Source organism: Pleomorphomonas carboxyditropha (genome assembly GCF_002770725.1).
Taxonomy (GTDB): Bacteria; Pseudomonadota; Alphaproteobacteria; order Rhizobiales; family Pleomorphomonadaceae; genus Pleomorphomonas; species Pleomorphomonas carboxyditropha.
This window is the reverse complement of record NZ_NQVN01000032.1, coordinates 1-13,069: the sequence shown is the minus strand read 5'-3', so window position 1 is coordinate 13,069 and position 13,069 is coordinate 1. Positions and strand designations below refer to the sequence as shown.

General features: G+C 62.8%; 10 protein-coding genes. 2 read left to right on the top strand and 8 right to left on the bottom strand.

The features are described from left to right. Positions 1 to 1,101, bottom strand: a complete 1,101-nt coding sequence (locus CJ014_RS25050) for a glycosyltransferase family 4 protein (RefSeq protein WP_165790992.1) — start codon at positions 1,099 to 1,101, stop codon at positions 1 to 3. Between the two features lie 162 nt (positions 1,102 to 1,263). Here CJ014_RS25050 and CJ014_RS25045 point away from each other — a divergent pair, with 162 nt between their 5' ends. Together CJ014_RS25045 and CJ014_RS25040 are read left to right on the top strand one after the other, a co-directional pair. Then, positions 1,264 to 2,049: a glycosyltransferase family 2 protein gene (locus tag CJ014_RS25045; protein ID WP_165790991.1), complete on the top strand. Its 786-nt coding sequence runs from the start codon at positions 1,264 to 1,266 to the stop codon at positions 2,047 to 2,049. Positions 2,050 to 2,209: 160 nt separating this feature from the next. Beyond that, positions 2,210 to 2,944, top strand: a complete 735-nt coding sequence (locus tag CJ014_RS25040) for a glycosyltransferase family 2 protein (protein WP_100083264.1) — start codon at positions 2,210 to 2,212, stop codon at positions 2,942 to 2,944. A 155-nt stretch (positions 2,945 to 3,099) separates the two neighbouring features. On the opposite strand, the gene CJ014_RS28415 is transcribed toward CJ014_RS25040, so the two are convergent. The 7 genes from CJ014_RS28415 to carB all read right to left on the bottom strand — a co-directional run bounded on the left by CJ014_RS28415 (position 3,100) and on the right by carB (position 12,470). Further along, a complete protein-coding gene (locus CJ014_RS28415; protein WP_425351958.1) occupies positions 3,100 to 3,666 on the bottom strand; it encodes a polysaccharide pyruvyl transferase family protein in 567 nt (188 codons plus the stop codon). Positions 3,667 to 3,937: 271 nt separating this feature from the next. Beyond that, positions 3,938 to 5,032, bottom strand: a complete 1,095-nt coding sequence (locus tag CJ014_RS27690) for a class I SAM-dependent methyltransferase (protein ID WP_165790990.1) — start codon at positions 5,030 to 5,032, stop codon at positions 3,938 to 3,940. A 122-nt stretch (positions 5,033 to 5,154) separates the two neighbouring features. Further along, complete coding sequence (locus CJ014_RS25030) at positions 5,155 to 6,213, bottom strand: glycosyltransferase (protein WP_245427641.1); 1,059 nt, start codon at positions 6,211 to 6,213, stop codon at positions 5,155 to 5,157. Beyond that, a complete protein-coding gene (locus tag CJ014_RS25025; RefSeq protein ID WP_165790989.1) occupies positions 6,213 to 7,166 on the bottom strand; it encodes a glycosyltransferase family 2 protein in 954 nt (317 codons plus the stop codon). The genes CJ014_RS25030 and CJ014_RS25025 overlap by 1 nt, the downstream gene beginning before the upstream one ends. A gap of 4 nt (positions 7,167 to 7,170) precedes the next feature. Then, positions 7,171 to 8,256, bottom strand: a complete 1,086-nt coding sequence (locus tag CJ014_RS25020; RefSeq protein WP_133121944.1) for a glycosyltransferase family 4 protein — start codon at positions 8,254 to 8,256, stop codon at positions 7,171 to 7,173. A gap of 64 nt (positions 8,257 to 8,320) precedes the next feature. Further along, a complete protein-coding gene (gene greA / locus CJ014_RS25015; protein WP_100083235.1) occupies positions 8,321 to 8,794 on the bottom strand; it encodes a transcription elongation factor GreA in 474 nt (157 codons plus the stop codon). A gap of 181 nt (positions 8,795 to 8,975) precedes the next feature. After that, a complete protein-coding gene (gene carB / locus CJ014_RS25010) occupies positions 8,976 to 12,470 on the bottom strand; it encodes a carbamoyl-phosphate synthase large subunit (RefSeq protein WP_100083234.1) in 3,495 nt (1,164 codons plus the stop codon). Between the last annotated feature and the right edge of the window lie 599 nt (positions 12,471 to 13,069).

Sequence of the window (13,069 nt, the reverse complement as noted above, 5' to 3'; positions counted from 1 at the left end):
TTATAGGCCGGCCGGCGCCGGCAAATCCATGGTGTTCGGTGGCGGGGACGGCAGGTAGTCCCCGAGCTTCTGCGCCCAGGTCTGCGAGCGGGCGTGGCTTGCCGCCGCCGCGCCGAGACGCGCCCGGAGATCGGCGTCGGCGAGCAGCCGCTCCAGCGCGGCGGCGACCGCCTCGCCATTGGCGCCGTCGCAGATGAGGCCGGTCTCGCCGTCCCTGATCGCGTCGGAGGCGCCGCCATCGCCGCCGCCCAGCGAGGGGGTGCCGTACCAGCCGGCTTCCAGATAGACGATGCCGAAGCCTTCGACCGACGCGCCCTCGCGTCGGCTCGGCATGGCGAACACGTCGCATGCGGCCAGGAGCGCCGCCTTCACCCGCTCGTCGACACGGCCGAGAAAATGGATGTTGGCGGCGGCCGGTGAAGATCGGGCCATGTCTTCCAGTCGCGCCCGATCGGGGCCGCCACCGGCGATCAGCAGGCGCGCGCCGGCAAGCGTCGGGCGTGTGCCCATGGCTTGAATGAGGCGGTCGATGCCCTTGCGTGGTTCGAGACGGCATAGGGAGGCTATGATGGGGCCGGTGCCGAACTTCGCCGTAAGTTCGGCGACGGTGGTCGGATCGGCGGCCGGCTGCGGATCGATCGGCGGCGTCACCACGGACAGGCGTCCGGCATCGACATAAGGCGCGGCGAGCGAGGCCGTATAGTGCGAGTTGGCGATCACCCGCGTCGCCTTGGCGAGCGCGGCCCTGATGCGGGCGGCTTTGGCAGTCGAGGGGTTGGGCGGAAACTCCATGCCGTGGGCGAGGCAGACGACCGGGCAGCCGGACGGCCGGAAGCGCTCGAGGCTTTTCCAGCTATCGGCGAAGACGGCGTCCACCTTTTCCCGGCGGATCGCGCGTTCGGCGGCTCTCGCCTTCCACCAGCGCCGGAGCGGCTTGAAGCCGTTGTAGCGGCGGATCCGGTAGCCGGGCGTCGCCGATGGATCGGGCGCGCCATCGGCCAGCACCAGCAGCTCGCTTCCCGATGCGGCGATGGCGTCGGCCAGCCCGCCCATCATGTTCTCGATGCCCCCGAGCTTCGGAGGAAAACACTGCGTCAGCATCAGGTGCATCCGGTCCTCCCAGGCGGGCAGTCGCGGCCCCCGCCTCACTTACCGCATTGGGCTTTCGGAAAAAAGCGCTGCCGTTGGCGGTCAAACGGCCGGTTCCGCCGGCCTCCGGCGCGTGATAGGACAGGCATGGTCCTGCCAATCGAGGGAACTTCCATGTCGCCGCTGCCGCTGTCCGTCTTCGTGATCTGCAAGGACGAAGCCGACCGGCTGGAACTGGTGCTGGAGGCCCTCGCCGGATTGACCGACGACCTGGTGATCGTCGACAGCGGCTCGACCGACGGCACGCTCGATATCGCCCGCCGATACACGACACGCATCCATCACCGCGACTGGACCGGCTTCGGCGAGCAGAAGGTCTACGCCGAAGGCCTTTGCAAATACGACTGGGTGCTCAACCTCGACGCCGACGAGGTGCTGCTCGACGAGGTGAAGGCGTCGATCCGCGCGGTGTTCGCCCTGCCGGAGGAGGCGCGCGCCGCCGCCTATTCGCTGCGCATCCGCCACGTCAGCCGCCTGGCGCCGAGCCTTCGGCCCGGCTTCTTCAACCCGACCAACGTGACGCCCCGCCTCTACGACCGGCGGCGGGCCGGCTTCAAGTCGAGCGCCGTGCACGACAAGGTGGAGATCCGCAACGGCACCAGACCGGTGACGCTCAAGGGCGACGTCGCCCATATCTCGATGAAGTCCTTCGCCCACATGTGGGACAAGATCCGCAGCTACAGCGAACTTTCGGCCCGCGACTGGGCCGAGAAGGGCCGCAACCCCTCCGTTGCGCGGCTGATCGCCGACCCCATCTGGTTCTTCGTGAAAAACTACTTCATCCGCCGCCTGTTCGCCGTCGGCGCCGAAGGCTTCGTCATCGCCATCAGCCTCAGCGCCGGCCGGGCGCTGAGGATCGCCATGACGTGGGAGGAGAGGCGGAGGCTGGGGCTCCGGTGAGGTGAGGCGTGGCCGGAAAGACCGCGACAGGGTAGCCTGATTGAGTGAAAAGGGTCAGGCTTTTCTGTTGTACATAGATACATTTGTCTGTTGCGTGCGGATAAATTTGCAACTAGAAAAAAGGAAGCTTCGTCACAAATTACAATCCATGGCTGCAATAATGGCTTCGTTTGATCTCTGCGTGGTTGCTTCGCGCCGCCCGGACCTGCTGGCCGTAACGCTCCAGAGTTTTTCGGACCATTTCTTTTCCCGTTGCGTGCCGGCGCGGGTCTTCGTGAACCTGGATCCTATTTTCGGTTCGGAAGACGATCATCGGGCGGTCGTTTCCATTGTCCGCGCGCGTTTTTCGGCTGCGACTGTTTTTGAGCCGGCGACTGCGGGCTTCGGCGCGGCGGTAAAGCGGCTGTGGTCGGCGACGCAGGCAGACTATGTCTTTCATCTGGAAGACGACTGGGTCGCCAACTTCGATATAAGCCAAGACATATTTAATCATTTCGACGACCGGCGCATTCAGCAAGTATCATTCCATCGAAACGAAAACTGGGATTTTCGAAAGAAGGGACGCTTTCACAAAAAGAAGAATTACCTGAGGTTGATGGGGGTGAAGCTTCCTATCTATACGTCCATGCCGCAATTCACGACGTCGCCCTCCATTTTGAGGGGCGAATTCGCGCGCGCCGCCGCATCCCTGATGGATCCGGCTCGCGACCCGGAAAAGCAGTTCTATTCATCTGTCAATATAGAACTGGAGAGGTTCGCTAAGCCCTTCCGGAATTATGTATACTCACCCTCTAGCGCTCCGGTGATCAGAGATATTGGAATCGAGTGGCGCGAGGCTCGGGGAATCCAGAAAATTATCAGGAATGCAACTTCTACTTGGGAAAGCGCGCCATAAATAAATTGTTCGCTATCCGTGTTTTCTGGCTCGCCGCAAGATGGGTTGACCTGAGCCCCGGAATCTCCCTCGGGATTTGGTGGGTGTCGGTTACGTCGGGACTGACGGGCTTTACCTCAAATCGCGATCATTTCAGGGGCATAGGTCAATAATAATTATTTCATAGGAAAGGAGGATATGAGACCTTCGATAGTCGATGCAGATGGTCTGCACGGACTGAACGCTTCATCTTTCAAATTTATCTTCCCGTTTAGGATGTCCTCCATATAATATGGAACATTTAATAATTTCCCTCTTTGTTCCTCGTAGTCAATGAACTTAAATCCATCTCCTTTGATTGGACCGTAAGGATGAATGCGACAAGACGGAACGCCATATGCATCCGCGACGATAAGTCCATGTAGGCTATTAGAAATTATAAACTCAGATCCCGATATTTTCTCGCATATTTCTCTAGGTGAAGATAGAAGATTTAGTATCCCCCAATCTTTTGGCAAGATACTAAGATATTTATCATTAAAGTATTGAAAAGTAACAAAGTGTGGGACGAGTAGAATTTTTTTTGTTAGAACTGTTGCTCCCGGCCAAATCTGTGGTAAAAGAAGTGCGGGATCACCCAGAAATATTTTATTCTTCGTTTGGATTCGTTCGAGTGATCGTGGACCTCGCACTGCATGATAGCTTATTCGCTGAGGCCAGATTGGCCGCGACTCCGAAGTCATAAATCCGCCCCCCCAAATATGCAGGGTCCTCCAAGGGCGGCGTTTCCGTATAGGTACAGAATCTCGGTGCACGCGCCGCCAATACGCGTCTAATACGCTGCCAACACCAAGTAGTTCAGCTTCTGCGGGTGGTACATATTGCACTTCAAGGTCGAATAATTCGCCGAGTAAATGGTGCATCAGGTTATCTCCGAAGTTCTCCGGTGATTCTCCGAATTTTCCACGAACAGAGGCAGAAAAAACTTTTACTTTTCTCATATTGGAGAGCCTCCTAAATAGTTTTCTGGCATAACCACAATGGTCTATTTTTTGTTGTATTGAATACCGACTCGGAAAGAAAACCGAGAAGTTTCACATCTGAAAATAGGCCGGACTTGAAGAAGCTGGCATAGTCTTTCTCTTCTGTTTGTGGATGCCCCTCGAAAACAACCCACTTTGCAACATTGTTTATCGCGATGGTGGAGAGATTTCCGGGCTCCTTAAGGTGATTGTAAACAGAAAACATAAATGCGGTGTCATATATAATATCATCGTCAAGTTTATCAACATCTATGTTGAATCTGCGGAATATTACGTCCGGAAATCTCCCGTCAAACATGGAAAATCGCGTAGACAAATCGACCATCTTTTGCGAAAGCTCCAGGCCGAGACAGCTATTTGCACCAAGATGGTGAGCAAGAAGGGAGCTCATTCCCACATTACTGGCAACATCCAATATACGTTGATCTCTGATAACTTCAGGTGGAATAATTTTGAGTCGTTCTAAGGCGTCGTCTCTCCGGCCGGACACAACTTTTTCGCCTGATAAAAAAACGCTCTGATAGGGCATATCTCTAAAGCCGCTCCCGTAAAACTCTGGTGCTTTAGAAAAAATCAACATCGCAAGATCAGGTGGGAGAATTTCAACTTTTGCTTTTTTTCCCAAGGCAGCCCAAATTGCCAACCGATGATTTCCATCCACCACGAACATTGGTTCTGACGAAATCAACGGAGTCAGAACAGGCCGAGGCATATTTTTATTATTTTCACACGCAACGAAATGAGCCTTGAAGCCAGAAATTCTCTCATCGTACTTTCCTGCGGGTTCATTCCGTCCCCAGCTTGCTTCAAGGTAGGCCCGATAGAACTGTTCTGCTTCCTCCACTCCGCGTTTATCGCGCAACGCAACAGCGAAGACGTAATGGGGCGTATCTTCTATCTTTATATCGGTCTTTTTATAAATTTTATAAAAAAAATCTGCGGTTGTCTTTTTGAATTGATAAAATCTTAAGTTCTTAATGTCGTTCTCTACGATAGTATCCATCTTATGTGACAGAAATCGTCTGATTTTTTTGTTAATAACTGCACTTTTTTTTGCTAATTTCACGTGTTTGTTCTCCATTTGTATTTTATGAAAGGCTACCCAATTGTAGATCCTGAACGGGTACGGGCATATCTGCTCTGATTATGAAGGTCTCCGGAAGTCCAGACCCGTATTGTCGGGCGGGATTACCCCCGCTCCCCTCTCCCCTCCGACAAAAACCTCACATACGCATCGGCGATGGCCTTGCGGGAATGGCTTTTTTCCAGCTTGACGCTAGCCGCTTCGACAAGGCGCGCCCCAAGGCTTGGGTCGGCGAGCAGGCGGGCGAGGGCGGTGGAGACGGCGGTGTGGTCGTCGATGGGGGCGAGGAGGCCGTTGACGTTGTTTTCGATCAGCCAGCTCGGGCCTTCGCTCGCCGTGGCAACCACCGGCTTGCCGGCGGCCCAGGCTTCCAGCACGACGTTGCCGAGCGGCTCGTGGCGCGAGGGGATCGAGAGCGCGTCGGCGGCGGCGAGGTAGGGGCCGGGGTCCATGCTCCAGCCGAGGAAGCGCACGCGGTCGGCGCAGCCGAGATCGGTGGCGAGCTGGCGCAGCATGGGCTCTTCCGGGCCTTCGCCGACCAGCCAGAGGATGGCGCCCTCAAGCGGCGCCACCGCCCGGATCAGCGTGTCGAAGCCCTTGCGGTCGACGAAGCGGCCCATGCCCAAGATGACGAAGGCGTCCTGCGGCGTGTCGAGCTCGGCGCGGTCGATCGGCGGCACCTTCCCGACGTCGGTGAAGTTGGAGATGACGCGGGTGCGGTTGATGTCCCAGCCGATGCCGGCGGCGGCGCGGGCGATGTCCGGCGTGTTGCAGACGAGGTAGTCGCAGTTGACGAAATAGTCGAGCCGCTCGGGATAGTCGCCGAGGCGGGCGGCGGTCAGGATATTGGGATCTTTGGGGATCCAGCGCGTCGCCTGCGGCATCCACGACATCATGGCGTGCGGGCGGAAGGCGCGGTTGATGCCGGCGATCCGCCGGTTGGTGAAGAAGCGGGCGATGTGCGAGCGGCTGAAGCGCATTTCCTCGATGCCGCAGACCGCCTCGATGTCCTTCTTCCAGACGCGGTCGGGAAACAACAGCGCCTTCTGCTCGACGCCGCGCTCGGCCAGCGCGTTGACGAGGCTGACGAAAAAGCGCTCGGCGCCGCCCTTGATGCCGAGGTGGACGTGTACCACCCGCAACGCTTCGCCTTCAGGAACCATCAGTTGCCATCCACGGTGCTGTAATAGTTGGGAAGGATCGCGAAGAGACCCCGGAAGATGCCGAGGCCGCGCGCCAGCCGGAGCCGGCCGCGATAATAGCTGTCGGTCGCCTTCTCCGAACCCAGGCGCTTGCCCGGCCAGAACAGGGCGCACTGAAGCGCGCCGCCGATCAGCCGGCGGATGCCCTTGGGGGCGAAGGTCGCGAAGGTGCGCGCGGCGCCGCGGCGGAGCCTGGCGGCGAGCACCTGGGCGGCGGCGGTCGACTGCACGCGGGCGATCAGCCGCTCCGGCTGCACCCGGCTCGCCGGGATGGTCTCCTCGACGAAGGCGTCGGGCGACCAGACGATGCGGTAGCCGAGCTTGTGGGCGCGGGAGAAGAAGTCGATGTCCTCGTAGCCGAAGGTCAGCGCCTCGGCAAAGCGCAGATTGGCGCCGTCGGGCCGGATCAATCTGGCGCTCAGGAGCGTGTTGTTGGTCGGCGCCTCGTCGAGCGTCATGCCATCAGGGCCGACGATCGGCTTCAAGAGCTTCCACCACCGGGGCGGCGGCGCCTCGTAGCTGCGGCGCACCGGGCCGGACACCACGTCGGCGCCGTGCTCGATGGCCGTCCGCATCAGGCAAGCGAGCCAGGTCGGGTCGGCGCGCTCGTCGTCGTCGATCAGCACGATCCAGTCGTAGCCGTTGGCAAGGCCGACCTCGAGCGTCTTGTTGCGGGCGAAGGGAATGCCGCGGCGCGGCTCCTGATAATAGCGCACCTTGACCGGCGAGGCGGCCGGCACGGCCTCGACGACGCCGCGCGAGGTGGGCGCCGCGTCGTTCTCGACGATGCAGACCTCGACCTGCCAATCCCCGGCCAGTTGCTGGGCGAGCAGCGAGTCGACGCAGTCCTCGAGCATGCGCGGCCGCTTTGCCGTGCAGATCATGATGCCGATCCGCGTCGCCTTGTCGCTCATCCTCTCAAGCCCCCGTCCCTTTGTGGACGCTATCATAAATGTCATCGAGCCGGGCAGCCGACCGTTCGATGGCAAAGGCGGTCTCCACTCTTTTCCGGCCGTCGTCGGCAAGGCGGCGACGCAGCGCCGCGTCGCCGATCAGGCGGGCGATCGCTTCGGCGATGGAGGCGGGGTCGTCCGGGTCGATTGCGAGCGACACGCCCTCGGCGATCTCCCTGAGGCCGCCGCGCAGCGAGCATATCAGCGCCGCGCCGCCGGCCATCGCCTCGATGGCGGTGCGGCCGAACGGCTCCTCGAAGCGCGACGGCACCAGCGCGATGGCGGCCTCGCGGAACGCCTCGCGCACGGCCGCGTGCGGCAGGTCGCGGAGGATCTCGGCTCGTTCCCCGAGCGGCCGCAGCGCTTCGGCGACTTCGGCCGCATAGGCGGCGTTGCCGTCGAGACCGCTCAGGATGAAGCGGACGCGCCAGTCGGGATTATTTCCAAGGGCCGATACGGCGGCGCGCGCCGCCTCCAGCACGCCCTTTTCCGGCACGGCCCGGCCGACGAACAGGATGTCCCGGCGCTTGGCGTCGGCGGCCGGCCACTCGGCGAGGTCGAGGCCGTTGTGCACCACGTAGGCCTTGCCTGCGAGGCGCGGGAAGAGGGCGACGAGGCGGTCGCGGGTGAAGGCGCTGATCAGGACGATGGCGGCAAAGGGCGCGTATTTCCGCGCCTCCAGCCAGCGGCCGAGCCAGCCTTGCGGCTTCTTGGGATTGTTGTGGCGGTGCAGCAGCACCGGCCGGTCGCGGAAGCGGCCGGCGATGCGGCGGGCCGAGGGGATGTGCTGGTGGACCACCACCACGTCGGGCCGCTCGGCCGCAGCAGTAGCGGCTAGCGCATCGGAGAAGGATGCCTGGCTCTGGCCGGGCCGGCGCGGCACGCCGACGAAGCGGACGCCGGCAAACGGCCGGTCGAGGGCCTCGCCGACGACGACGGTCTCGTCACGGTAGCGGGAAAAGCGGACGAAGTCGTAGGCGCAAAGGTCGATCGCGGTGGCCTTGTCCGGGCCGAAGTGCGTTCTGCGGGGCAGGATGACGGCAATTTTCAATCGATGTCTCGTCACGAACCCGGAAACGGCGGCGTCGCGCGGCTGCCGCGACGCCACGCTCCTCTCACCTGAACACCACGTCGAGGATCTCGTAGCCGCGGGCGCCGCCGGGGGCGGTGACTTCCACCGAATCGCCCACCGACTTGCCGATCAGGGCGCGGGCGATCGGCGAGGAGATGGAGATGCGGCCGCCCTTGACGTCCGCCTCGGCGTCGCCGACGATCTGATAGGTCTTCTCCTCCTCGGTGTCCTCGTCGACCAGCTTCACCGTGGCGCCGAACTTCACCGTCGTGCCGGTGAGCTTGGCGACGTCGATGATCTCGGCGCGCGACAGCATGTCCTCCAGCTCGGAGATGCGGCCCTCGTTGTGGCTCTGCTGCTCCTTGGCGGCGTGATATTCGGCGTTTTCGGAGAGGTCGCCATGGGCGCGCGCTTCGGCGATCGCCGCGATGATGCGAGGCCGTTCCTCGGATTTGCGCCGCTGCAACTCGCTCTCGAGAGCGGCGTGCCCGCCGGCGGTCATCGGGATCTTGTCCATCGGTCTCAAGGCCTTTCAAAAAATCACAGCGCCCGGCGCCAAAGGCACCGGGCCGCGATGTTTCCTGCGCCGCCGGGGTCAAGCCCCTCCCGGAACCCAGCCGGCGGCTCTGTGACACGGGCATGCCGCCCTCAGGCATCCGCTTTTCGGGCGGATGCCCTGGCGACACGCCAATTCCGTCCTACCCGGCCTGGCCGAAGTAGGATTGCAACGGGCGAACCTCGCGTACGCCGGAGGACCATGCTCCGATTCCGCGCGCCGCCGCGATCGACCCCGCCAAGGTGGTATAATATGGAACTTTCTGCAAGAGGGCAGCGCGGCGCAATGAACGACTATCGGCGAGCGCCTGGGCGCCGTCGGTGGTGTTGAAGACGAGCTGCACCTCGCCGTTGTTGATGGCGTCGACGCAATGCGGCCGGCCCTCGCGCACCTTCTTGGTGAGAACGGCGGGTATGCCGTGCTCGACGAGATACTCGTGGGTGCCGGCGGTGGCGATCACCTTGAAGCCGATCTCGACGAGGCCGCGCACCGAATCGAGGATGCGCGGCTTGTCGGCGTCGCGCATGGAGACGAACAGCGTGCCGGCGGTCGGCACCTTGGTGCCGGAGCCGAGCTGCGCCTTGGCGAAGGCCACCGAGAAATTGCGGTCGAGGCCCATCACCTCGCCGGTCGAGCGCATCTCCGGGCCGAGCACCGTGTCGACGCCGGGGAAGCGGGCGAAGGGGAACACCGCCTCCTTCACCGCCACGTGGCCGAGCTTCCGCTCCTCGAGGGCGAAGCTCGCGAGCGTCTCGCCGGCCATGACGCGGGCGGCGATCTTGGCCACCGGCCGGCCGATGGTTTTCGCCACGAAGGGCACGGTGCGCGAGGCGCGCGGGTTGACCTCCAGGATGTAGATGGTGCCGTCCTTCACCGCATACTGGACGTTCATCAGGCCGACGACGTCGAGGGCGAGGGCGAGCTGGCGGGTCTGGCGCTTCAGTTCCTCGACGGTGGCGGCCGGCAGCGAATAGGTCGGCAGCGAGCAGGCCGAATCGCCCGAGTGGATGCCGGCCTCCTCGATATGCTCCATGACGCCGGCGACGAACACCTCCTTGCCGTCGGAGAGGGCGTCGACGTCGACCTCGATGGCGTCCGAGAGGTAGCGGTCGAACAACAGCGGGCTCTTGCCGAGCACCATGTTGATCTGGCCGGTCTTGTCGTTGGGGTATTGCGCCTTGACGTCGGCCGGCACCAGCGCCGGCAGCGTGCCGGAGAGATAGGCGTCGAAGCCGGCCTCGTCGCGGATGATCTCCATGGCGCGGCCGCCCAGCACGTAGGAGGGGCGCACCACCAGCGGGAATTTCAATTCGTTGGCGACGAGGCGGGCCTGCTCGATGGAATAGGCGATGCCGTTCTTCGGCTGCTTGAGGGCCAACTTGTCGAGCAGGCGCTTGAAGCGGTCGCGGTCCTCGGCAAGGTCGATGGCGTCGGGCGAGGTGCCGAGGATGGGGATGCCGGCCCGCTCCAGCGTGTCGGCGAGCTTCAGCGGCGTCTGGCCACCGAACTGGACGATGACGCCGGTGAGCGTGCCGTTCTCACGCTCGACGCGCAGGATTTCCAGCACGTCCTCGCCGGTCAGCGGCTCGAAGTAGAGGCGGTCGGAGGTGTCGTAGTCGGTGGAGACGGTCTCCGGGTTGCAGTTGACCATGATGGTCTCGTAGCCGGCGTCGGAGAGCGCGAAGCAGGCGTGGCAGCAGCAGTAGTCGAACTCGATGCCCTGGCCGATGCGATTGGGGCCGCCGCCGAGGATGACCACCTTCTTCCTGTCGGACGGCTGCGCCTCGTCGGCGAGCTTGCCGGCGAACGGCGTCTCGTAGGTCGAATACATGTAGGCGGTGGGCGAGGCGAACTCGGCGGCGCAGGTGTCGATGCGCTTGTAGACCGGGTGGACGCCGAGGCTGTCGCGCAGCGCCTTGACGTCCTCGACCGGCTTGTGGGCGAGTTCGGCGAGGCGGGCGTCGGAGAAGCCCATGGCCTTGAGGCGGGTCAGCCAGCCGGCCGTCTCCGGCAGGCCGTTCTTGCGGATCCTGGCCTCGGTTTCGACGATGCCGTGGATCTCGCGCAGGAACCACGGGTCGATGTGGGAGATGTCGTAGATCTCGTCCAGCGTGAAGCCGCGACGCATCGCCTCGGCCACGTGGCGCAGCCGGTCGGGTGTCGGGACGCCGAGCGCCGCGCGGATGGCGCCGCGCTCGTCGGTGCCGGCACCGGCGATCTCGATCTCGTTGAGGCCGGAGAGGCCGGTCTCCAGGCCGCGCAGCGCCTTCTGCAGCGATTCCTGGAAGGTGCGGCCGATGGCCATCACCTCGCCGACCGACTTCATGGCGGTGGTCAGGTTGGGCTCGGCGCCGGGGAATTTCTCGAAGGCGAAACGCGGGATCTTGGTGACGACGTAGTCGATGGTCGGCTCGAAGGCGGCCGGCGTGGCGCCGCCGGTGATGTCGTTGGCGAGCTCGTCCAGCGTGTAGCCGACGGCGAGGCGGGCGGCCACCTTGGCGATCGGGAAGCCGGTGGCCTTGGAAGCCAGCGCCGAGGAGCGCGACACGCGCGGGTTCATCTCGATGACGATCATCCGGCCGTCGGCCGGGTTGACGGCGAACTGCACGTTGGAGCCGCCGGTCTCGACGCCGATCTCGCGCAGCACCGCGCAGGCGGCGTTGCGCATGATCTGGTATTCCTTGTCGGTCAGCGTCAGCGCCGGCGCCACGGTGATCGAATCGCCGGTGTGGACGCCCATCGGATCGACGTTCTCGATGGAGCAGACGATGATGCAGTTGTCATCGCGATCGCGGACGACCTCCATCTCGAACTCCTTCCAGCCGAGCACCGATTCCTCCACCAGCACCTCGTTGGTGGGCGAGGCCTCGACGCCGGACATGACGAGGTCGTAGAGTTCCTCGATGGTGTAGGCGATGCCGCCGCCGGTGCCGCCCATGGTGAAGGACGGGCGAATGATGGCCGGCAGGCCGGTCACCTTGTAGGCCTTCAGCGCATTGAGGCGGGCGGTGAGGTTGTATTCCTCGCGCCGGGCCTTCTCGTCGGCGGCCCATTCGCCCTCGAAGGCGGCGAGCGCCTTGGCGCGGGCGTCGTCCTCGGGATGGGCGGCGATCGCCGCGGCGCGGCGCGCCTCGTATTCGGCGCGGAACTGCTGCTTGAGGGCCGAGGTGTTGACGAAGGCGGCCTTCGGCGTGTCGAGGCCGATGCGGGTCATCGCCTCGCGGAACAGCTCGCGGTCCTCGGCCTTGTCGATCGCCTCGGCGGTGGCGCCGATCATCTCGACGCCGTGCTTGTCGAGCACGCCCATCTTCTTCAGCGACAGCGCGGTGTTGAGCGCCGTCTGGCCGCCCATGGTCGGCAGGAGGGCGAGGCGGTCGTCCGGCCGCTCGGCCCGCTCGCGCTCGATGATTCGCGCCACCATTTCCGGGGTGATCGGCTCGATGTAGGTGGCGTCCGCCATCTCCGGGTCGGTCATGATGGTGGCCGGGTTGGAGTTGACGAGGACGATGCGGTAGCCTTCCGCCTTCAGGGCCTTGCAGGCCTGGGTGCCCGAGTAGTCGAACTCGCAGGCCTGACCGATGACGATCGGGCCGGCGCCGATGATGAGGATGGTGTCGATATCGGTGCGTCTGGGCATCTTCACTCGCGTGTAAACGCGGCCGGTGCGCGGGGCACCGACCGGGGCGGGCAGCAAGAAGGGTGATCGTCGTTCGGACCGTTGCCGGGCTTATAGATGAAAAGCGCGCGGCCGCAAACCCCGCTCCGCTTTCAATTGGCGGCTTTGTTAGGCAGATTTGCAATGTCCTCCTCTCCCACAAGGGGCGAGGGGACGCGGTTCGGGTCTACCCCTTACTGGAAGGCTCGGCTTGACCGGGAAATGGGTCGGCAACTCCCATCGTCCCCTCGCCCCTTGTGGGAAAGGGACCAGGGAGAGGGGTGGCCTGAAACTCGACGATGCAAGGCAGAGCTCCAGTTTGGTTGGAGACCTATATCCGCCGCTCGTTCTCTCCTGCCCGAGGTCCTATGCCTTCGCATAGGATGACAGATTTATATATAGGAAACAGCCGGATAGCGTATCGCCCTCCATCCTTGCCCCCCTTCCCATAGAGTGTCATCCTGCGCGAAGGCGGAGGATGGATTCACGTTTGAAGCGCAACAGTGAGGAAGTCTTCGAATACCTCGGCTGGGGTCCTGTAGCCAAGGATCTTTCGTGGACAGTGGTTGTATTGGTGCATG